This is a genomic window from Mesorhizobium sp. B2-2-4, assembly GCF_006442375.1.
Taxonomy (GTDB): domain Bacteria; phylum Pseudomonadota; class Alphaproteobacteria; order Rhizobiales; family Rhizobiaceae; genus Mesorhizobium.
Window position 1 is genome coordinate 1 of the sequence record NZ_VFWB01000016.1, and the last position, 20329, is coordinate 20329.

General features: G+C 61.9%; 21 protein-coding genes. 16 read left to right on the forward strand and 5 right to left on the reverse strand.

Going from position 1 to position 20329, the window contains the following annotated elements; translation table 11 throughout:
- Together FJ959_RS28635 and FJ959_RS28640 are read left to right on the forward strand one after the other, a co-directional pair.
- Nucleotides 1–1046: porin (locus tag FJ959_RS28635; protein ID WP_140633338.1), on the forward strand; the 1046-nt coding region annotated here is incomplete at its 5' end.
- A gap of 241 nt (nt 1047–1287) precedes the next feature.
- A complete protein-coding gene (locus FJ959_RS28640; protein WP_140517794.1) occupies nt 1288–2355 on the forward strand; it encodes a site-specific integrase in 1068 nt (355 codons plus the stop codon).
- 134 nt (nt 2356–2489) lie between these two features.
- Here the strand turns inward: FJ959_RS28640 and FJ959_RS28645 are convergent, their stop codons facing one another.
- A complete protein-coding gene (locus FJ959_RS28645) occupies nt 2490–3386 on the reverse strand; it encodes an alpha/beta hydrolase (RefSeq protein ID WP_140633341.1) in 897 nt (298 codons plus the stop codon).
- A 175-nt stretch (nt 3387–3561) separates the two neighbouring features.
- Entirely contained in the window at nt 3562–5607 is a 2046-nt protein-coding gene (locus FJ959_RS28650) for a lytic transglycosylase domain-containing protein (RefSeq protein WP_140517796.1), read from the reverse strand.
- Nucleotides 5608–5910: 303 nt separating this feature from the next.
- Here FJ959_RS28650 and dapA point away from each other — a divergent pair, with 303 nt between their 5' ends.
- The 3 genes from dapA to FJ959_RS28665 all read left to right on the forward strand — a co-directional run bounded on the left by dapA (nt 5911) and on the right by FJ959_RS28665 (nt 8091).
- Nucleotides 5911–6792: a 4-hydroxy-tetrahydrodipicolinate synthase gene (dapA, locus tag FJ959_RS28655; protein WP_140517797.1), complete on the forward strand. Its 882-nt coding sequence runs from the start codon at nt 5911–5913 to the stop codon at nt 6790–6792.
- 25 nt (nt 6793–6817) lie between these two features.
- On the forward strand, nt 6818–7297 hold the full coding sequence (gene smpB, locus FJ959_RS28660; protein WP_140494616.1) for an SsrA-binding protein SmpB: 480 nt from the start codon (nt 6818–6820) through the stop codon (nt 7295–7297).
- Nucleotides 7298–7380: 83 nt separating this feature from the next.
- Complete coding sequence (locus FJ959_RS28665) at nt 7381–8091, forward strand: GH25 family lysozyme (protein WP_140633344.1); 711 nt, start codon at nt 7381–7383, stop codon at nt 8089–8091.
- Between the two features lie 14 nt (nt 8092–8105).
- On the opposite strand, the gene FJ959_RS28670 is transcribed toward FJ959_RS28665, so the two are convergent.
- A complete protein-coding gene (locus FJ959_RS28670; protein ID WP_246678906.1) occupies nt 8106–8768 on the reverse strand; it encodes a uracil-DNA glycosylase in 663 nt (220 codons plus the stop codon).
- 11 nt (nt 8769–8779) lie between these two features.
- Nucleotides 8780–9361: an NYN domain-containing protein gene (locus FJ959_RS28675; RefSeq protein WP_140494612.1), complete on the reverse strand. Its 582-nt coding sequence runs from the start codon at nt 9359–9361 to the stop codon at nt 8780–8782.
- Between the two features lie 333 nt (nt 9362–9694).
- Here FJ959_RS28675 and rpoZ point away from each other — a divergent pair, with 333 nt between their 5' ends.
- The 4 genes from rpoZ (at nt 9695) to FJ959_RS28695 (ending at nt 13451) form a co-directional block, all read left to right on the forward strand.
- Nucleotides 9695–10096: a DNA-directed RNA polymerase subunit omega gene (rpoZ, locus tag FJ959_RS28680; protein ID WP_140494610.1), complete on the forward strand. Its 402-nt coding sequence runs from the start codon at nt 9695–9697 to the stop codon at nt 10094–10096.
- A gap of 128 nt (nt 10097–10224) precedes the next feature.
- Nucleotides 10225–12453 carry a bifunctional (p)ppGpp synthetase/guanosine-3',5'-bis(diphosphate) 3'-pyrophosphohydrolase gene (locus tag FJ959_RS28685; protein WP_140633347.1) on the forward strand — a complete coding sequence of 743 codons (2229 nt, stop codon included), beginning with the start codon at nt 10225–10227 and terminating at the stop codon, nt 12451–12453.
- Between the two features lie 28 nt (nt 12454–12481).
- Nucleotides 12482–13060: an orotate phosphoribosyltransferase gene (gene pyrE / locus FJ959_RS28690; RefSeq protein WP_140517801.1), complete on the forward strand. Its 579-nt coding sequence runs from the start codon at nt 12482–12484 to the stop codon at nt 13058–13060.
- A gap of 10 nt (nt 13061–13070) precedes the next feature.
- On the forward strand, nt 13071–13451 hold the full coding sequence (locus tag FJ959_RS28695) for a VOC family protein (RefSeq protein WP_140559458.1): 381 nt from the start codon (nt 13071–13073) through the stop codon (nt 13449–13451).
- A 6-nt stretch (nt 13452–13457) separates the two neighbouring features.
- Here FJ959_RS28695 and FJ959_RS28700 read toward each other — a convergent pair whose 3' ends face one another.
- The gene (locus tag FJ959_RS28700; RefSeq protein WP_140633350.1) at nt 13458–13979 is read right to left on the reverse strand and encodes a GNAT family N-acetyltransferase; all 522 of its coding nucleotides are present in this window, start codon (nt 13977–13979) and stop codon (nt 13458–13460) included.
- A gap of 216 nt (nt 13980–14195) precedes the next feature.
- Between FJ959_RS28700 and FJ959_RS28705 the strand changes: the two genes are divergently transcribed.
- The 7 genes from FJ959_RS28705 (at nt 14196) to FJ959_RS28735 (ending at nt 20305) form a co-directional block, all read left to right on the forward strand.
- Entirely contained in the window at nt 14196–14795 is a 600-nt protein-coding gene (locus FJ959_RS28705; protein WP_140494599.1) for a DUF2062 domain-containing protein, read from the forward strand.
- Nucleotides 14792–15205, forward strand: coding sequence for a holo-ACP synthase (acpS, locus tag FJ959_RS28710; RefSeq protein WP_140494597.1), 414 nt, complete (start codon nt 14792–14794; stop codon nt 15203–15205). Before FJ959_RS28705 ends, acpS begins: the two co-directional genes overlap by 4 nt.
- 77 nt (nt 15206–15282) lie before the next feature.
- Nucleotides 15283–16032, forward strand: coding sequence for a signal peptidase I (lepB, locus tag FJ959_RS28715; RefSeq protein WP_140494595.1), 750 nt, complete (start codon nt 15283–15285; stop codon nt 16030–16032).
- A gap of 4 nt (nt 16033–16036) precedes the next feature.
- On the forward strand, nt 16037–16762 hold the full coding sequence (rnc, locus tag FJ959_RS28720) for a ribonuclease III (protein ID WP_140494593.1): 726 nt from the start codon (nt 16037–16039) through the stop codon (nt 16760–16762).
- Nucleotides 16759–17691 carry a GTPase Era gene (gene era / locus FJ959_RS28725; RefSeq protein WP_140633353.1) on the forward strand — a complete coding sequence of 311 codons (933 nt, stop codon included), beginning with the start codon at nt 16759–16761 and terminating at the stop codon, nt 17689–17691. The genes rnc and era overlap by 4 nt, the downstream gene beginning before the upstream one ends.
- Nucleotides 17692–17696: 5 nt before the next feature.
- Nucleotides 17697–18587: an aminoglycoside phosphotransferase family protein gene (locus FJ959_RS28730; protein WP_140633356.1), complete on the forward strand. Its 891-nt coding sequence runs from the start codon at nt 17697–17699 to the stop codon at nt 18585–18587.
- A 581-nt stretch (nt 18588–19168) separates the two neighbouring features.
- Entirely contained in the window at nt 19169–20305 is a 1137-nt protein-coding gene (locus FJ959_RS28735) for a porin (RefSeq protein ID WP_140633359.1), read from the forward strand.
- Nucleotides 20306–20329: the final 24 nt, after the last annotated feature.

The window sequence follows — 20329 nt, forward strand, 5'->3', positions numbered from 1 at the left end:
CCGCTGAATACGTCAAGATTTGCGACGTCTACGGCGCTGGCTACTTCTACATCCCCGGCACCGAGACCTGCCTGCGCATCGGCGGCTACATCCGTTATGACATCGGCGGCGGCGACGTCGGTTCGTTCAATGGTTCGAAGACTGCGGACCACCAGGACGGCTCGGTAAATGACACCTGGCACAAAAATGCCCGCTTCACGCTGAAGACCTGGACCGGCCAGGAAACCGAACTCGGCACCTTGAAGACCTACACCGAGACCCGCTTCAACTTCGGCAACGACAACGCCATCGAGTTCGCCAACACCGCCCACAACAAGGACGTCTCGCTGAACTTCGCCTGGATCCAGCTCGGTGGTCTCCGCGTTGGTAAGGACGAATCGGCCTTCGATACGTTCGTCGGCTACGCCGGCAACGTGATCCAGGATACGCTGGTTCCTTATGGTGACTTCGACACCAACGTCGTTCAGTACTACTTCGACGCCGGCAACGGCTTCTCGGCCGTGGTCTCGCTCGAAGAAGGCGCGGGCGTTGTCGGCACGATCGACAGCTACGTTCCGCATGTCGTCGGCGGTCTGAAGTGGACGCAGGGCTGGGGCGCCATCAGCGGTGTCGTCGCTTATGACAGCAACTACGAAGAAGTTGCCGGCAAGGTTCGCTTGGACGTGAACGTCAACGACGCACTGTCGCTGTGGGTCATGGGCGGCTACGGCACCGATGACAACCTCAACGACGACGCGGGCAATGTTATCGACGCTCATGGTCGCGGTTTCTACAAGCAGTGGGGCGGCAACTGGGCTGTCTGGGGCGGCGGTACCTACAAGTTCAACGAGAAGACCTCGTTCAACGCGCAGGTGTCGTATGACGATTGGAAGAACCTGGGCATCGCGGCGAACATCGCCTACGACGTCGTCCCGGGCTTCACGGTCACGGCCGAAGTCGACTACCTCAATGCAGGCAGGTTCGACGACGCCGACTTCTCCAACTGGACCGGCGCCGACAAGAAGAGCAGCATCGGCGGTATCCTCCGCTTCCAGCGCTCGTTCTAAGGGCTGGTTCCATACAGGTGAAATCCAGCCCGGGCGCATCAACGCCCGGGCTGTTTTTGTTTCGTGACTGGATCAAGGCAAACAGAAGGAACAGGGGGTAACGGTAGCTGAATAGAGTCCGTGGGATGGTTTCGTGGGATCCGCTGATGGCGGATGAAATCACAACTGCGTGATTCAAATCTCTTGAAAGGACGCTCCCAAGCGGATAGGGCTGAATCTATCCCACTCGGGGGTGTGGCAAATGATGACGACCGAAGCGATTCAAGAGGGCGAGCCCTCCGATCATTTTTCGATGTTTTCTTCTCAGAACTCAAAGTTTAACTACACCTACAATAGGATACGAGAAGTAAAATCGCATAGGGTTGGAGATCTTTTTTCGGCATATCGAGATATATTGTGGGATGATGGGCGACATAAATACAATGTCAGCTCGTTCATCGGCGAGATAGACGAGATTCTGCTCGGGGAGCGTTTCAGCGCCTTTGACCAGAGTACCCTGGACAACCTTATCGGCACCTTGCGCCAGCGCGGCAACAGCAACGCAACCATCAATCGGAAGATGGCTGCCCTCAGCAAACTGCTGCGCAAGGCCTACAAGATGGGAGATATCCACAGCCTGCCCGAGTTCCGCCGCCAGAAGGAGCGGTCGGGACGGATTCGTTTCCTTGAAAGGGACGAGGAGGCCAGGCTGTTTGCTGCCATCAGGAGCCGCAGCGAGAATGCCTACCGGCTTTCCGTCTTCCTGGTCGACACTGGCTGCCGCCTTGGCGAGGCGCTCGGGCTGATCTGGAACGACATCCAGGAGCATCGCGTCTCCTTCTGGATCACCAAGTCCGGCCGAAGCCGCACCATTCCGATGACCGAGCGTGTCAAGGAAGTGATCAAGCTGCCTCCCGGCGAAGGCCGTCGGCCGAAAGGCCCGTTCACCACATTCAGCCAGGCTCAATACCGTGCCATCTGGAACGATGCGAAGGCCGAAGTCGGTCTGGCCGCCGACGACCAGGTGGTGCCGCACATTCTGCGCCATACCTGCGCCTCGCGTCTTGTTCAGGGCGGTATCGACATCAGGCGCGTGCAGATGTGGCTCGGCCACCAGACCCTGTCGATGACGATGCGCTATGCGCATCTGGCCACCAATGACCTCGACGGCTGCGTCACCGTGCTGGAAGTACCCCGGTCTGGCGGCGCCGACAGCGTGAAGGCAGCGCCCGAACCGTCCCCGCGCGCTGCCGCGCGCGGTGCGGCAGACCAGCCGGCAGCCGTGAAGACCACGGCTAAGGCAATGAAGAAGGCCTCAAAGTCCCGATAAGTTCACGCTTTGAAGACGCTGTGGACAACCAATTCCGTGGATCCCCCGATCTGCGGGTTATTTCAGGCATGCTATTCCGGCTTCGGAACCTACCTTGGTCGCCCTGCTGTCGTTTGCCTCGCCGGCAACGGTTTTTAAAGGCGGGTCGGCAGCCGCTCGGCTCTGTCGAGGAAAGCGGCGATGTCGCCCGGCAAGGTTCCGGTTTCGAGAAAAGGGGCGTGACCCTGGCCTTCGACGGTGATCGTCTGCATTGCCGGATGGCGCTCCCGCATCTGCCGCTGTGTGTCCACCGACAGCAAACTCGAATTGGCGCCGCGTATGGCGAGCATGGGAAGGGCCGACAGCGCGTCGAATTGCGGCCACAGCGCCGGCAGCGGCTGCGTCAGGTCGAGATTTGCAACAGTGTCGACCAGCTTCGGGTCGAAATCCGGCAGCAGGCCCTGATCCGTTTCGCGGTAGAGCGCCAGCACCATGCGATCCCAGTCCGCATCGGCGAGCGCTGAAAAATCCCGGCCATGAACGCGGCGTTGGGCTGCCACTGCTTCGGCGAAGGTCTTCGGCTTCGGTTTGCGTTCGAGATACGACTGGATATAGGCAAGGCCGGCCGGCTCGATCACCGGTCCGATATCGTTCAGCACGATCGCTTTCAATATGGCCGGCCGCAGCGCACCCAGGACGTGAATGACCAGGCCGCCGCGCGAGGTGCCGACGAAGGCGGCTTCCTCGATTCCCAATGCCGCCAGTCCGGCAAGAATGTCGCCGGCTTCGACGCCGACATTGTAGCGGCTGACATCGGGATCATAATCGGACTGCCCGCGGCCGCGACAGTCAAAGGCGACGACCTTGCGTGGGCTTCCCGCTTTGCCGGCCAAATAGAGCGCGAGTTCGTGGAAGTCGCGTGCATTGCGGGTGAGCCCGGGCAGACAGACGACTGGCCAATGTCGCGAATTTGCGTCGCCATAGATCCGGGCATGGAGCTTCAGCCCATTGGGTCCCGCGTAGAAGAAATCGGAGAAACCTTCGCTCGCCATTGGAATGCTGCCCCTTGCTCTCGCCGGATGGTCCGTCTGCTACAGGCGAGGGAAGGGATGGTCAAATGGAGCAGTTACTTCTCCTCTTGCGGGCCGAAGGTGGCGAGGCCCTTCACTCAGCCAAGGCGAGTGGATCCGCGCGAGGCCAACTCCTCTCGCAAGGAAACGAAAGCCGTCAACTTCGCCCGTTCACAAGATCTCCCACAATGTCATACTTGCCGGAAATGCGCATCTTGTACACCTCGTAGTTCTCCATCACGCGCTGCACATAACTCCTTGTTTCCGTGTAAGGAATCCGCTCGATCCAGTCAACGACGGCGTCGATGTCCTTGCCGCGCGGATCGCCGTATTTCGCCACCCATTGGGCAGCGCGGCTGGGGCCGGCATTGTAGCCGGCGAAGGTCAGCACATAGGAGCCGTTGAAGCGGTCGAGCTGCTGGCCGAGGAAGGCCGAGCCCAGCGTCGCATTGTAGCCGGCATCGGTGGTCAGGCGTGCCTGCGAGAATTGCAGCCCGGCCTTCTTCGCCAGTTGCTTGGCGGTTGCCGGCATCAGCTGCAGCAGCCCGCGCGCGCCGGCGCTCGATATGGCGCCGATGTTGAATTCGCTTTCCTGGCGGGCGATGGCATAGGCCAGCGCCTTGCCCGAACCGGAAATATCGGCGCTATCGGGGATGACCCCCAAAGGATGCGACAGCGCGCCGACATCGATGCCACGCGCGCCGGCGATCTTGCCGATCTTGAGCGACATGAAGTGGTTGCCCTGCTTTTCCGCCAGCACGGCCAGGAGCGCCAGTTCGCCCGGGCTGGTCAACTGTCCTGCAAGGTCACGATAGAGCGTTTCGGCATAACGGTCGTAGCCCGCCTCCTGCAGCCGCTTGATGGCGGCGACGGCTTCGCGACCGGCAAAACTCTGGCGGTCGGCGGCACTCGGTGTGGGATAGACGATGTTCAGCGTCGGGCGACCAATGCGCTCGGCGGCGAGCTGGCCGTAGAATGTCGTGCCATAGGCCGCCGCGCGCGCAAAATAGTCCTTTGCGTTACCTGGACCACCAACTTCGGCGGCGCGGCCGAGCCAGTAATAGGCGCGCGACAATGTCATCGGCCCCTGCGCAAGGTCGGCGATGCGCGCGAAATGTGTTGCGGCAAGCCTGGGATCGTTCAGACCGCGCAGCGCGTACCAGCCGGCATGGAATTCGGCTTCGGCGGCGTTCGCTGTGCTTTCGGCCGCATGCATGGCGACGATCCTGTAGGCGGCTTTCATGTCACCCTTGTCGACCAGCTCGCGCGACAGTACCCGGCGCTCCACCCACCAGGCATCCGGGTCGACCAGCGCTTCGCGATCCGTCGGCGCCTTCATCACGATGGCGGCGGCGTCGGCAATATTGTCTTGCTTGCGAAGATATTCGGCTTGCGCGAAGAAATAGCCGGCAGAACGCTGTGAAGCCGGCACCGCCTTGAGCAGCTTGGGGGTGTTCTTGTCGCCCTTGTCGGCCGCCGCCCAGGCGGTGGCCAGTTGCTCCGCTTGCGCCGGGCCGGCGACGCGCTGCGCCGCGCCGACCCGGTCGGCGTAGAACATGCGCTCCATGCGGAATCGGTGATCGGCGGCCGGGATCAGCCCGCCGAACTCCTTGATCAGCGCTGTCTCGTCCTTGGCCTCCAGGATCGCGGTGCGCCAGAACGGCACCAGCACCGAACGCGCCGCCTCTGCCTTGCCCAGGGCCACATAGGCGCGGGCAAGAAGCATCACGCCTTCGAATGTCTGCGGCTGGCTGCCGTCGAACGCCTGCACAACGATGTCGGGGGCGGGGTTCTCGCGATAGAGTGCGCGTTCGCTGTTCTTGCGCAGCGCGGTTGTCCCCGGCCAGTTGGGCAACATCTTCGCTGCGGCCGCAATGTCGCCGCTCGGCATCTTGTCGCCGCCATACAGCGCGATTGCCCAGGCAAGGATGTGCTGGTCGAGCGAACCGGCGGAAAGGGCATCGCGCGCGGCGCGGGCACCGGGAATGTCGCCCGCCGCCAGTGCGTCCAGACCGCTCTTCAACTGCACGATGCTGGCAGAGGGGGCCGTATCGCGTGGACCCGCATCTTGCGAGCTTTGCATGCCGGGCACCGGAATGGCCGATGTCAACTGCACGTCGACGCTGCCGCCGATCGCCATCTCGGGCATCAGCGCGACGACCGCGCCCAGGAGCGCGAAAAGATGAGGCCGCCTAGTCGGCATCGTTCAGCCTTTACACATCACCAGCAGGCGCGGAAGCTTCGCGATCTGGACCAGACCGTAAACTTAGGTCATGAAGGGCCAGTTAACAAAAGGTTATCGAGGCCGTTCGAATTGCGTTTGCTGGCAGAATGGCAATGCTTGCCGCGCAACCATGTCGAGACTATGGTGCGCCGCCTCGCTTTCGGTTAGAAGGCGCGACATTAAGACCAGAGACGAAAACACCCATGCCTATCGCCCAAAAGTGGCTACCGGTTTTGGGATAACGATATGCGTGAACAAGAAGTCCCAAGGAGTTGGACGAACATGCTGAGAGGCTCGCTGACCGCGCTCGTGACACCGTTCGAAAAGAGCGGGCGTTTCGACGAGAAAGCCTTTCGCGCCTTTGTCGACTGGCAACTTGCGGAGGGCACGACAGCCCTTGTTCCCGTTGGCACCACCGGCGAGTCGCCGACGCTGTCGCATGACGAGCATCGTCAGGTGGTCAAGGTCTGCATCGAGGCGGCCAGGGGCCGCGCCCCGGTCGTCGCCGGCGCTGGCTCCAACAACACCGCGGAAGCGATCGGCCTGGTCCAATATGCCGAACAGGCAGGCGCCGATGCTGCACTTGTCGTCACTCCCTACTACAACAAGCCGACGCAGCGCGGCCTCTATGAGCACTTCGCCGCCGTCGCCAGGGCAACCAAGCTGCCGATCATCATCTACAACATCCCGCCGCGCTCGGTCATCGACATGATGCCGGAGACGATGGGCCGGCTGGCGCACGACTTCAAGAATATCGTCGGCGTCAAGGACGCGACCGGCAAGGTCGAACGGGTTTCCGAGCAGCGTATGACCTGCGGCAAGGATTTCATCCAGCTTTCCGGCGAAGATGCATCCGCGCTCGGCTTCAACGCGCATGGCGGTGTCGGCTGTATCTCGGTGACGGCCAACGTCGCGCCGCGGCTTTGTGCTGAATTCCAGGAGGCGACGCTGTCCGGCGACAGCGCCAAGGCGCTGGAATTGCAGGATCGCTTGCTGCCGCTGCACAAGGCGATCTTTATCGAACCCGGCGTATCCGGCGCCAAATATGCGCTTTCGAAGCTCGGCAAGGTCGAGAACGTGCTGCGTTCGCCGCTGGTCACGGTCGAACAGTCGACGGCCGAAAAGATCGACGCGGCGATGAAGCACGCCGGCTTGATAAATTAGGGATGAGGCGCCACCTCTCCGCATTATGAATCAAGTCAGAAAAGCCGATCCCAACAACAAGACCGTTGCGGAAAACCGCAAGGCGCGGTTTTCCTATGAGGTGCTCGACACGATCGAGGCCGGCCTGGTGCTGACCGGCACCGAGGTCAAGTCGCTGCGCCAGGGCCAGGCCAACATCCAGGACAGCTATGCCTCGGTCGAGGGCGGCGAGATTTGGCTGATCAACTCCTATCTACCGGAATATCTGCAGGCCAACCGCTTCAACCACGAGCCGCGCCGGCGCCGCAAACTGCTGCTCAACAAGCGCGAGATGGCCAGGCTGTCGCAGAGCGTCGACCGCGAAGGCATGACCCTGGTGCCGCTGAAGATCTATTTCAACGACCAGGGCCGGGCCAAGCTGCTGCTCGCCGTAGGTCGCGGCAAGAAGCTGCATGACAAGCGCGAGACGGAAAAGCAGCGCGACTGGTCGCGTGAGAAGGGCAGGCTCTTGAAAGAGCGCGGGTGACCGCCACCAGGCGGTAGCCAAGCGGATAAGTGTTTGGCTTTCAGGGTTCTAGCCAAGGAGGCAGAATACCGGAGGGGACAGTCTTGAAGAACCGGATCATCCTCTGGGGATCGGTCAGCCTGGTTTTTGCAATGCTCATGGTCGCTGGCGGCTTCTTCTATTTCCATGCGTTTTCTCCGGATCGCGGCAAATATCCTGTCAGGGGCATCGACGTTTCGCATCATCAGGGCCGGATCGACTGGCGACGCGTTGCCGCCGCCGATGTCGCCTTTGCGGTCATCAAGGCGACCGAGGGCGGCGATCATGTCGACGATGCCTTTGCCATCAATCTGCGCGAGGCTCGTGCTGCCGGGCTCGCTGTCGGCGCCTATCACTTTTTCACCTTCTGCCGGCCGGGCGCCGACCAGGCGAAGAATTTCATCGCCGTGGTGCCGCACGACCAGCCTTTGCTGCCGCCGGTTGTCGACATCGAGTTCGGCGGCAATTGCCCGCAGCGTCCTTCGCCCGAACAACTCGACACCGAACTCCAGGCCTTCCTCGGTCCCGTTGAAGCCGCCTTTGGCAAGAAAGCCATCATCTATCTGACCGACGATGCAGCAACGGCCTATGCAGGACAGATCGCCGCCCGTCCGCTCTGGCTTCGCTCACTGCTGCTCGAGCCGGGTCGCGACGATTGGGTCTACTGGCAGTACCACAACAGTGGCCGGGTCGAGGGCATCGTCGGTGACGTCGACCTGAACGTCCTGCAAGGCGGTCAGGAGACGCTGGCCGCGTTGTTCGCGCCGGCGTTGTAAGGCAATTCCAGACCCTACGAATCCAGGAACGCCGCAATTTCCCTGAAAACGCTGACGAACATCGCTTCGGTCAGCACGCCGGTGTTGGTGTTGTAGCGCGAGCAGTGATAGCTGGAAAACAGCGTGATGCCCCCGGCCTCCTGCCGCCCGCCATGCTTGAAGGGATAGGCGGCGACGCGCTGGCCCAGTGCCCGCACGGTCGACTGGTGCGCGATCGAACCAAGTGTCAGCACGGCCCGCATATTGGGAAACCGTGCGATCGTCGGCACAAGGAAAGTCCGGCAGGTGGCGATCTCGGCGCCCACAGGCTTGTTCTCGGGCGGCACGCAGCGGACGGCGTTGGTGATTGCCGTTCCAACGAGCTCCAACCCATCGTCAGGCCGCGCCTTGAACTCGCCGCGCGCCAAGCCGTGCGCGATCAACGTGCCGTAGAGCAGGTCGCCGGCATAGTCGCCCGTGAAAGGCCGGCCGGTGCGGTTCGCTCCGCGCAGGCCGGGCGCAAGCCCGACGATCAGCAGCCGGACCGAATCGTCGCCTTCGGGCGGCAGGAAGGTCGGAACCGGCGCGTTGAACCACGATGGCTCGCGTTGCCGCCACTCGGCAATGAAACCGTGCAGCCGCGGACAGAGCGGGCAATCGCGATCGGGTTCCGGGGAGGCGGCCAGATGTGCGGCCAACGCAGCCGCCCTCAGTACTCGTCCTCTTCCGTCTCGGCCGGTTCGGGTCGGCGCACCGGCCTTTCGGAAGGATCGCGGCCCACCTCGTTCTTCAGCGTCATCAGGTCGATGAAATGGTCGGCCTGGCGGCGCAGATCGTCGGAGATCATCGGCGGCTGCGAGGCCATGGTCGAGACGATCGACACCTTGCGCCCGCGCCGTTGCAGCGCCTCGACCAGCGTGCGGAAATCGCCGTCCCCGGAGAAGATGACATAGTGGTCGACGACATCGGCCAGTTCCAGCGCATCGACGGTCAATTCGATGTCCATGTTGCCCTTGATCTTGCGGCGGCCGGTCGAGTCGGTGAATTCCTTGGCCGGCTTGGTGACGACCTTGAAGCCGTTATAGTCGAGCCAGTCGATCAGCGGCCGGATCGAGGAATATTCCTGATCCTCGACCAGGGCGGTGTAATAGTAGGCGCGCAGCAGGTAACCGCGTTTCTGGAAGCTCGACAGGAGCTTGCGATAATCGATGTCGAAACCGAGCGCGCGCGACGTGGCGTAGAGATTGGCGCCGTCGATGAACAGGGCGATCTTTTCACGGGGGTCGAACATGGAAAAATTCCTTTTCGAAATAAGCGGCCGTCAAAACGAAATGCGACTATCAGTAGGGTTCGCAATAAACCGGCTGACCTTACGCTTTTCGAAATAACGCCAGTTTTGTGGCAATCCAAGGGTGCGTTGCCGCACTGCAAGCAATTGTGATCGCCGGCTTGGTACCGGGCGCACCGGAGCTCGACTGAAACCGGTTTTGGGGGAAATCCGACAAAGCAATGACAGATCCTGCGTTCTCCGGCCCCGGCATTCCATAATGCTTGTATTTCGGCGGCGTTCGGGTTATTGACCGCGCCTGTTTTCCATTAAATCCAGGCATGAAAGGGGCAATCCATGGCCCGCGTAACCGTTGAAGATTGCATCGACAAGGTCGACAACCGCTTCGAGCTGGTGCTTCTGGCCGGCCACCGTGCTCGTCAGATCAGCCAAGGCGCGCAGATCACCGTCCCGCGCGACAATGACAAGAACCCGGTCATCGCACTGCGCGAGATCGCCGACGAGACATTGTCGCCCGACGACCTCAAGGAAGACCTGATCCATTCGCTGCAGAAGCATGTCGAGGTCGACGAGCCCGAAGCCGATGGCGAGGCGATCGCCGATCAGACCGGCGCAGCCGTCACGGCCGCCGATACCGATGATGCGGAGGACAACATCGCCTTCGATCGCATGACCGAGGAAGACCTGCTGGCCGGCATCGAAGGCCTGGTGCCGCCGGAAAAGAGCGACGACTACTAAGACTGCTTTGCGGAGGCGCCTGGAACAATCTTCCGGCACTTCCGTCCCGGCAGTTTCGTGGCTATCTATGACATGCGCCGTGCAGCAGTGCGGCGCATGATTCATTTCATCGCCGAGAGATTCCGCCCATGATGCGTCAGTATGAGCTTGTCGAGCGCGTCCAGCGCTACAAGCCTGACGTCAACGAGGCGTTGCTCAACAAGGCCTATGTCTATGCCATGCAGAAGCATGGCCACCAGAAGCGCGCTTCCGGCGACCCCTATTTCTCGCATCCGCTCGAAGTCGCCGCCATCCTCACCGAAATGCACATGGACGAGGCGACGATCGCCGTCGCCCTGCTGCATGACACGATCGAGGACACCACGGCGACCAGGGCCGAGATCGACGAACTGTTCGGGCCCGAGATGGGCAAGCTGGTCGAGGGTCTGACCAAGCTGAAGAAGCTCGACCTCGTCTCCAAGAAGGCCGAGCAGGCCGAGAACCTGCGCAAGCTTCTGCTGGCGATCTCGGAAGACGTGCGCGTGCTTCTGGTCAAGCTCGCGGACCGCTTGCACAATATGCGCACCCTCGACCATGTGCCGGAAGCCAAGCGCCTGCGCATCGCCGAGGAGACGATGGATATCTATGCGCCGCTGGCCGGGCGCATGGGCATGCAAGGCATGCGCGAGGAGCTGGAGGAGATCGCCTTCCGCTACATCAATCCGGAAGCCTATCGCGCCGTCACCGCCAGGCTCGCCGAGATTTTCGAGCGCAACAAGGATGTGCTGTCCGAGATCGAGAAAGCGCTGTCGGCTCTGTTCGAGAAGCATGCGATCAATGCAGGCGTCAAAAGCCGGCAGAAGAAGCCGTGGTCGGTGTTCCGCAAGATGGAGGCCAAGGCGCTCTCCTTCGAGCAATTGTCCGACATTTTCGGCTTTCGCGTCGTCGTCGACAATGTCGAGGACTGCTATCGCGCGCTTGGCGCCATCCACACCGCCTGGTCGATGGTGCCCGGCCGTTTCAAGGACTACATCTCAACACCGAAGCAGAACGACTACCGCTCGATCCACACCACCATCGTCGGGCCGTCGCGTCAGCGCGTCGAGCTTCAGATCCGCACCCGCGAGATGAACAAGATCGCCGAATATGGCGTCGCCGCCCATTCGATCTACAAGGATACCGGCGGCAAGGCGAACGGCACGGCCCATTCGATCTCGAAGGAAACCAATGCCTATGCCTGGCTGAGGCGCACGATCGAACAGCTCGCCGAGGGCGACAATCCCGAGGATTTTCTCGAGAACACCAAGCTGGAACTGTTCCAGGATCAGGTGTTCTGCTTCACCCCCAAGGGCATGCTGATCGCGCTGCCGAAAGGTGCCACGCCGATCGACTTCGCCTATGCGGTTCACACCGATGTCGGCGACACCTGCGTCGGCGCCAAGGTCAACGGCCGCATCATGCCGCTGATGACGGAGCTGAAGAATGGCGACGAGGTGGAGATCATCCGCTCCAAGGCGCAGGTGCCGCCGGCCGCGTGGGAATCCGTCGTCGTCACTGGCAAGGCGCGCGCCGCCATTCGCCGCGCCACCAAGAACGCCATCCGCAAGCAGTATTCGGGTCTTGGCGCGCGCATTCTCGAACGGGCTTTCGAGCGGGCCGGCAAGAATTTCACCAAGGAAAACCTGAAGCCCGTCCTGCACCGGCTGGCGCGCAAGGACATCGAGGACGTGCTGGCGTCCGTCGGCCGCGGCGAATTGGCGTCCACCGACGTCATGAAAGCCGTCTTCCCAGATTACAAGGACGAGCGCGTCACGCCGGCGGCGCCCAAGCAGCGCGAGGAAGGCTGGTCGAAGATTCGCAACGCTGCCGGCATGCTGTTCCAGATCCCGGGCCGTGCCGCGCGCAAGGACAAGGACCAGCCGCGCGACGGCGCTGTGCCGATCCGTGGCGTGCGCGGCGACCTGCCGGTGCGTTTCGCGCCGGAAGGGGCGGTGCCTGGCGACCGCATCGTCGGAATCGTACAGCCGGGCACCGGCATCACCATCTATCCGATCCAGTCGCCGGCGCTGCAGGCTTTCGACGACCAGCCCGAGCGCTGGATTGACGTGCGCTGGGACATCGACGAGCGCACCAAGGAACGCTTTCCCGCTCGTGTTTCCGTCACCGCCATCAATGCACCGGGATCGCTCGCCGACATCGCTCAGGTCGTTGCCTCGAACGATGCCAACATCCATACGCTGTCAATGGTGCGCACGGCGCCCGATTTCACCGAAATGCTGATCGATCTCGAAGTCTGGGATCTGAAGCATCTCAACCGGCTGCTGTCGCAGCTCAAGGACAATTCGAGCGTCAGCGATGCACGGCGTGTCAATGGCTAACTCGGCTGATCTACACGGGGATAGACGGATGAATACGGACGAAGTGCTGGATATTTTTCGCCAGGCTGGTGCTGTCCTGGAGGGGCATTTCATCCTGACGTCGGGTCTGCGCAGCCCTGTCTTCCTGCAGAAGGCGCGCGTGTTCATGCATGCCGATAAGACCGAGCGGCTGTGCAAGGCGCTGGCCGAAAAGATCCGCGCCGCCGTGCCGGGTAAAATCGACTATGTCGTCGGCCCGGCCATCGGCGGGCTGATCCCGGCCTACGAGACTTCGCGCCATCTTGGCGTGCCGGCGATCTGGGTCGAGCGGGAAGGGGGCGAGTTCCGGCTGCGCCGCTTCGAGATCGCGCGCGGCGCGCGTGTCGTCATTGTCGAGGACATCGTCACCACTGGATTGTCTATCCGCGAGACCATCGACTGCCTGCGCGAACTTGGCGCCGAGGTCACGGCGGCGGCCTGCATCATCGACCGCTCGGCGGGCAAGACCGATGTCGGCGTGCCGCTGATCGCCCTCGCCGAGTACGAGGTGCCGGCCTATCCGGCCGATCGGCTGCCGCCGGAACTCGCCGCCATACCGGCGATCAAGCCGGGCAGTCGCAATATCTGAGAGGGGCGGGATGATCATCAGTATCGATCATTTCGTGCTGACGGTGGCCTCACTCGAGGCGACCTGCGCCTTTTACCAGCGCGTTCTGGGCTTTAAGCGCATCGATACGCCGGGCCTGCCGACAGCCCTGGCTTTCGGCAACCAAAAGATCAATGTCCACGAGGTCGGCCGCACCTTCGAGCCGAAGGCGAAGTCGCCGACGCCCGGAGCCGGTGATTTCTGCCTGATCACCGATCGGCCGCTCGGCGAACTCCTCGCCAGTCTCGAAGCCGATCGTGTGGCGGTGGAACTTGGACCAGTAGAGCGGATCGGCGCACGCGGCCGCATGATGTCTGTCTATTTCCGCGATCCCGACGACAATCTGATCGAGGTCAGTGAATATCTGGAATAGCCGCCGTTAAATCCGCGCGAGATCGAGCAGCATTGCGCAGCGCCGGCTCACCGGCATGCCGTGCGCGGCTTCCTGTCTCAGCCACCCGGCGAGCCGCGCATCGATCTGCGCATCCTCCAGGACGCGGAATCCGAACTTTCGGTAGAACGGCACGTTCCAAGCAACATCGCGAAATGTCGTCAGCGTGATCGTTGCAAGGCCGCGCCGCCTGGACTCCTCGATGACGGTCTCCAGCAGGGCTCGGCCGATGCCCGAGCCTTGCCACTCAAAACGAACGTCGAATTCCAGGATATGCAATGCATCGTCCTCAACGCTGGCGCTCAAGAAGGCGATGGCGCGGTCGCGCTTGTCCGTGGCGACCCAGCATGTGCCCTCCGTGGTCAGCGCGCGGTGCCGCTCGACGCTCATGTTGCCGTTTTCGGCGATCCAGGCGAGGTCCGGTATGGAACGAAACGCCAGCCCGGCGGATTGCTCGATATCGGGCAACTCTTTCGCCTCGTCGTCGCGCGCTGGTCGAATGGTGGCCATGCCGGCCGTCCTTCTTTTCCTCAGTTTCGCCTCAATGGCGATCTTGTTACCCCCTGCGGCAGACCATCGCGGCAGCGTTTCGTTGTTCCGAAGGCAGCCTGTCGCTATATCAAAGTCGTTGTTGCCTTTCTGCGCCCCGGAAGCGCAAGATAAGTTGCTGTGACCTGGCTTGGGTGGCAGGACGGCGGGTATTGGTAGATCAGGAATTGGAATAGAGTGCTTTTTCGACGCCGCGAGCCTGATGGCCTCTTGGAGCGGGTGCGTACCTATCTATGGCCGCGCCGGTCGTTTTCGCGCTCGCTGCAGTACTTCTCCAAGCGCATCCTGCGGCTGAAGGCCACGCCGCATGCGGTGGCGGCCGGCGTCGCCGCTGGCGTCTTTGCTTCGTTCTTTCCGGTGGGTTTCCATTTCGCCATTGCCGCGGTGCTGTGCTGGCTCATAGCCGGCAATCTGGTGGCGGCCGCACTTGGCGCCGTATTCTTCGGCAATCCACTGACGTTCCCGCTGCTGTGGGGCGCCTCCTGGGAGACCGGCAAGCTGATCCTGCACAGCCGCCTGCCGGCGCACGGCCCGCCAGCACATCTGGGCGAGATGCTGCACAACCTTTCCTTCGCGCAATTGTGGGCCCCGGTGCTGAAGCCGATGCTGATCGGTGCGATACCGCTTGGACTGGCCTTTGGGGTTCTGTTCTACGCCATCACGCGCTGGGGCATGAACGCCTTTCGCGAGCAGCGGCGCAAACGGCTGGCAGAGCGCGCGGCCCGCCATGAGCAATCGTCTCACCCAAACGCAAGCATCGGTTCCACCGCGCGATGATCATCGGCATCGGCAGCGATCTGATCGATATCAGACGCATTGAAAAGTCCTTGGAGCGCCATGGCCAGCGCTTTATCCAGAGAATCTACACCGAGGTCGAGCAAGCCCGCTCCGAAAACCGTCGGGCGCGGGCGGCCTCCTACGCCAAGCGCTTCGCAGCCAAGGAGGCCTGCGCCAAGGCACTGGGCACCGGCCTGGCGCAGGGCGTGTTCTGGCGCGACATGGGTGTCGTCAATCTTCCGAGCGGCGCGCCCACCATGGCACTGACCGGTGGCGCCGAGGCGCGGCTGAACGCGATTCTGCCAAAGGGCCATCGGGCGATGATCCATCTCACCATCACGGATGATTTTCCGCTTGCTCAAGCCTTTGTGATCATCGAAGCGTTGCCCGTCGAACAAGCGCCACATTGATTGCATCTGACCACCGGCATGACGTTGCCCAGCGCGCGCCGAGACTCTATACCATCCAACGCACAATCGAGGACGACATGAGCGTGGCTGAAAAACCCCAGAAGAAATCCGGCGGGCTTGGCGAAACCGTCAGCGTCATCGTCCAGGCGCTCTTGCTTGCCTTGGTCATTCGCACGCTCTTGTTCCAACCCTTTTCCATCCCGTCGGGTTCGATGCGGCCGACGCTGCTCGAGGGCGACTATCTCTTCGTCACCAAATGGTCCTACGGCTATTCCCGTTATTCGCTGCCCTTCGGCCCGGACATCTTCTCGGGCCGCATCTGGGGCTCCGAGCCGAAGCGCGGCGATGTGGCTGTGTTCAAGTTCCCGCCGGACCCGTCCGTCGACTATATCAAACGTGTGGTGGGCCTGCCTGGCGACAAGATCCAGGTGAAGGACGGCCAGCTGTTCATCAACGGCGTCGGCGTGCCGCGCGTGAAGACCGGACAGATCGACAATCCCGACATCACCGAAAAGGATTATCCGATCGACGTCTATCGCGAGACGCTGCCCAACGGCGTCAGCTACGACACGCTGGATCTGTCGCCGAACTCGATCGGCGACAACACGCGCGAGTTCGATGTTCCGCCCGGTCACTATTTCATGATGGGCGACAACAGGGACAACTCCGCCGACAGCCGATTCTCCGTCGGCTACGTTCCGGCCGAAAACCTGGTTGGCCGGGCCAACCTTGTTTTCTTCTCGATCGCCGGCAAGGCGAGCCCGCTCGAAATCTGGAAGTGGCCGTCGCTTATGCGTGCTTCGCGCCTCTTCCACTTCGTTAATTAGGGTCATGGCGGCGACAAGACGGCTGACCGCCGACGCGCTCGCCGAAGCGCTGGTGGAGCGCACGGGCCATGCCTTTGCCGACCGCCGGCGCCTGCAGCGTGCCTTGACCCATGCCAGCGCCCGCGGCGCCAATGCCGGCACCGACTATGAGCGCTTTGAGTTCCTGGGCGACCGGGTTCTCGGCCTCGTGGTGGCCGATATGCTGCTGGCCGCGTTTCCCGATGCGGCGGAAGGCGAATTGTCGCTGCGGTTCAACGCGCTGGTCAATGCCGAGGCGCTGTCGGAGATCGCCGAACATATTGGTCTGCCGGAGCTGATCCGCGCCGGATCCGACGTTCAAGGGCTCGAGGGACGCAAGCGCGTCAATCTGCGCGCCGACGCACTGGAATCGCTGATCGCCGTGCTCTACCTCGACGGAGGGCTGGAAGCGGCGCGCGCTTTCATCCACAAATATTGGCAGCCGCGCTCGCAGGCGTCGGGCGCCGGCCGACGCGACGCCAAGACCGAGTTGCAGGAATGGGCGCATCAGGCGGCAAGCGCCGTGCCCGTCTACCGCATCGATAGCCGCGAGGGGCCGGATCACGATCCGCTGTTCACCGTCAGTGTCATGGTTGGTGGGTTTCAGCCGGCTGTCGGCAGCGGCCGCTCCAAACGCGAGGCCGAGCAGGCCGCCGCCGCCGCCCTTCTCATTCGTGAAGGTGTCTGGATCGATCAGGGAGACGCGGCATGACAGCCACGGAAGACACGGTTCCGGCCGCGCCTGCGGCCGTTACGCATTCCGGCTTCGTAGCGCTGATCGGTGCGCCCAATGCCGGCAAGTCGACGCTGGTCAATCAGCTTGTCGGCGCCAAGGTGTCAATCGTCACCCACAAGGTGCAGACGACGCGTGCCATCGTCAGAGGCATCGCCACGCACGACAACGCGCAGATCGTCTTCGTCGATACGCCGGGCATCTTCAAGCCGAAGCGGCGTCTCGACACGGCAATGGTGACGACAGCCTGGGGCGGCGCCAAGGATGCCGATATCGTGCTGCTCCTGATCGATGCCGAGCGTGGCATTAGAGGTGATGCCGAAGCCATTCTCGAACGCCTGAAGGATGTGCGCCAGCCGATGGCGCTGATCCTCAACAAGGTCGACCGCGTCAAGCCGGAGGCGTTGTTGGCGCTGGCGGCAGCAGCGAACGAAAGAGTGCCGTTCAAGCGCACCTTCATGGTTTCGGCGCTGACCGGCTCGGGCTGCAAGGACCTCCTCGATTACCTTGCCGAGGCGCTCCCGGTGGGGCCCTGGTATTATCCGGAAGACCAGATCTCCGATCTGCCGATGCGCCAGCTCGCCGCTGAGATCACTCGCGAGAAGCTCTATCTCAGGCTGCATCAGGAACTGCCCTATTCCTCGCACATCGAAACCGAGAAATGGGAAGAGAAGAAGGACGGCTCGGTGCGCATCGAGCAGGTCATCTATGTCGAACGCGACAGCCAGAAGAAGATCGTGCTCGGCCACAAGGGCGAGACCATCCGCGCCATCGGCCAGGCGGCGCGTATGGAAATCGCCGGCATCCTCGAGCAAAAGGTGCATCTGTTCCTGTTCGTCAAGGTGCGCGAGAACTGGGGCGACGATCCCGAGCGCTACCGCGAGATGGGGCTCGAGTTTCCGCACTAGGATGGATGGTTAGCAAGTCGAATATCGACGCAGCTTTGGTCAGCCGGTTGATCGCGGCGCAGTTTCCTCGCTGGAGGGATCTTGCGGTTCGGCCGATTGAACCTGGCGGATGGGACAACAGAAGCTTTCGTCTCGGCGACGAGATGACCGTTCGGTTGCCCAGTGCCGCCGCCTATTCCCTGCAAGTGGAGAAGGAACATCGCTGGCTGCCGAGGCTGGCGCCGCTGTTGCCGCTGCCCATCCCTATACCGCTGGCGATGGGAGCCCCGGCCGAAGGCTATCCGTGGCATTGGTCCGTCTACAGGTGGATCGAAGGTGAGACTGCAAAGCGCGAGCGTATCGCCAACCTGTCGGAATTCGCGGCGGACCTGGCCGGCTTTCTGGTTGCGCTGAAGCGGATCGACCCGGCTGGCGGACCGGGGCCGGGCCAACACAATTTCTTTCGCGGCGGGCCGCTGAACGTCTATGACGGGGAGACGAGACAAGCGATCGCGGCGCTCGACACCCGTATCAACGCCGGCGCGGCAAGCGCTGTCTGGGAAACGGCTCTTGCCGCCCCTTGGCAAGGCCCGCCCGTCTGGTTCCACGGCGATGTCAGCTGGGGCAATCTTCTGGTTGAACACGGCAGGCTAAGCGCGGTGATCGACTTCGGCACCTCCGGCGTCGGCGAGCCCTCATGCGATCTGGCGATTGCCTGGACATTGTTCGAGGGAAAGAGCAGGGGGGCCTTCCGCGCTGGCCTCGGCGTCGACGACGCGACCTGGGCGCGCGGCCGCGGCTGGGCACTGTGGAAGGCGCTGATCACCGCCGCCGGCGAGATAGACGTCAACTCGGCCGAGATCGAACAATCCTGGCGCGTGATCGACGCGGTGCTGGCCGACCACAGGCGCCGGTAATAATGACCCAAACCGTTGGCTGGTGGCTATCGACCAGGGACGCCGAGGTTCCGTTGGGTCGACTTCTCAGTTGGCCAGCGCGGATTCTTGCAGACGAGTCCGCCGACGTCGGATTGATCTTCCCATCATGGCCTGTGGTCCGTCCCGGCGTGTCCGTGACCCGCTGAAAAGACTCCTTCGAGGGGATCGGCTTCGGTTTCACGTGGCTGGGGAATGGCTAGGTAGAAACGACCATGGAAGTGGGTTTATTTACGCGAAGTTTCTCAAACAATTGGTGTTCGTAGAATATCATCATAAAATTGGAACATACAGGGAATTATTACGGAAATATGACAATGTTCCACTTGTGCGGTGCCGTAGTCTGAAGTGAATTCTCCAGTGCTATTTCTGCAACACGGATTTAATCTATGTCATCAATCCCGAATGTTTGTGAAATTGTCATTGAAGGCGGAAGATTGATGGGTATGTTCGCCGCGAAAAGGGGACGCGGTGCGGGCCTTTTTCGTTGTGGTGAGGCGGGAAAATATATCCGCCAACCAAAATCCGAAGCCATTTTTAACTTTGACTGGAGAGGTCAGAAAATGAACATCAAGAGCCTTCTTCTCGGCTCAGCCGCGGCACTGATCGCGGTCTCCGGCGCTCGCGCCGCTGACGCTGTCGTCGTCGCCGAGCCGGAACCCGCTGAATACGTCAGGATCTGCGACGTCTACGGCGCCGGCTACTTCTATATCCCCGGCACCGAGACCTGCCTGCGCATCGGCGGCTATCTCCGCTATGACATAGGCGTCGGGGACAGCGGCACGCTGGATGGCGTCAACAACGTTGCCGATCACATGGACGGCGATAGCCACGACACCTATTACAAGAACATGCGCTTCGCGCTGAAGACCTGGACCGGCCAGGAAACCGAGCTCGGTACGTTGAAGACCTACACCGAGACTCGCTTTCAATTTGGCAACAGCAGCGGCGACTATGAGACTGGCGGCACTGGCTGGCAGGCCGGCAACAAGGCGACCACCCTCAACTTCGCCTGGATTCAGCTCGGCGGCCTGCGCGTCGGTAAGGATGAAACGGCATACGATTCGTTTATCGGCTATGCCGGCAACGTCATCCAGGACACGATCATCCCGTACGGTATCAAGGATACCAACGTCGTGCAGTACTATTTCGACGGTGGCAGCGGCTTCTCGGCCGTGGTCTCGCTCGAAGAAGGTACCGGCGTCAACACGATCGACAGCTATGTTCCGCATGTCGTCGGCGGCTTGAAGTACAAGGGCGACTGGGGTGCGGTCACCGGCGTCGTCGCATATGACAGCAATTACGAGGAAGTGGCCGGCAAGGTTCGCTTGGACGTCAATGTCGGCAAGGAACTGACGCTGTTCGTCATGGGCGGCTACGGCACCAACGACAACATCAACGACTTCGGCACGGGCCGCACCCAATACAAGCCGTGGGGCGGAAACTGGGCGATCTGGGGTGGCGGCACCTACAAGTTCAACGACAAGACCTCGTTCAACGCCCAGATCTCCTATGACGACTGGAAGAACCTCGGCGTCGCTGCCAACGTCGCATACACGATTGTGCCCGGTTACACGATCACGGCTGAAGTCGATTACCTCAATGCAGGAAAATTCGACGACGCCGACTTCAACAACTGGACCAAGGCCGACAAGAAGAGCAGCGTCGGCGGCATCCTCCGCTTCCAGCGCTCGTTCTAACGGATCGACTGACCCCACCAGACC

Excerpts from the sequence above, each read along its gene's own strand:
- lepB (WP_140494595.1), top strand. The coding sequence starts at position 15,283 with ATGAGCGTGGCTGAAAAACCCCAGAAGAAATCCGGCGGGCTTGGCGAA.
- FJ959_RS28695 (WP_140559458.1), top strand. The coding sequence starts at position 13,071 with ATGATCATCAGTATCGATCATTTCGTGCTGACGGTGGCCTCACTCGAG.
- FJ959_RS28700 (WP_140633350.1), bottom strand. The coding sequence starts at position 13,979 with ATGGCCACCATTCGACCAGCGCGCGACGACGAGGCGAAAGAGTTGCCC.
- smpB (WP_140494616.1), top strand. The coding sequence starts at position 6,818 with ATGAATCAAGTCAGAAAAGCCGATCCCAACAACAAGACCGTTGCGGAA.
- FJ959_RS28685 (WP_140633347.1), top strand. The coding sequence starts at position 10,225 with ATGATGCGTCAGTATGAGCTTGTCGAGCGCGTCCAGCGCTACAAGCCT.
- FJ959_RS28650 (WP_140517796.1), bottom strand. The coding sequence starts at position 5,607 with ATGCCGACTAGGCGGCCTCATCTTTTCGCGCTCCTGGGCGCGGTCGTC.
- era (WP_140633353.1), top strand. The coding sequence starts at position 16,759 with ATGACAGCCACGGAAGACACGGTTCCGGCCGCGCCTGCGGCCGTTACG.
- FJ959_RS28735 (WP_140633359.1), top strand. The coding sequence starts at position 19,169 with ATGAACATCAAGAGCCTTCTTCTCGGCTCAGCCGCGGCACTGATCGCG.
- FJ959_RS28645 (WP_140633341.1), bottom strand. The coding sequence starts at position 3,386 with ATGGCGAGCGAAGGTTTCTCCGATTTCTTCTACGCGGGACCCAATGGG.
- acpS (WP_140494597.1), top strand. The coding sequence starts at position 14,792 with ATGATCATCGGCATCGGCAGCGATCTGATCGATATCAGACGCATTGAA.
- rpoZ (WP_140494610.1), top strand. The coding sequence starts at position 9,695 with ATGGCCCGCGTAACCGTTGAAGATTGCATCGACAAGGTCGACAACCGC.
- FJ959_RS28640 (WP_140517794.1), top strand. The coding sequence starts at position 1,288 with ATGATGACGACCGAAGCGATTCAAGAGGGCGAGCCCTCCGATCATTTT.
- pyrE (WP_140517801.1), top strand. The coding sequence starts at position 12,482 with ATGAATACGGACGAAGTGCTGGATATTTTTCGCCAGGCTGGTGCTGTC.
- dapA (WP_140517797.1), top strand. The coding sequence starts at position 5,911 with ATGCTGAGAGGCTCGCTGACCGCGCTCGTGACACCGTTCGAAAAGAGC.
- FJ959_RS28730 (WP_140633356.1), top strand. The coding sequence starts at position 17,697 with ATGGTTAGCAAGTCGAATATCGACGCAGCTTTGGTCAGCCGGTTGATC.
- rnc (WP_140494593.1), top strand. The coding sequence starts at position 16,037 with ATGGCGGCGACAAGACGGCTGACCGCCGACGCGCTCGCCGAAGCGCTG.
- FJ959_RS28675 (WP_140494612.1), bottom strand. The coding sequence starts at position 9,361 with ATGTTCGACCCCCGTGAAAAGATCGCCCTGTTCATCGACGGCGCCAAT.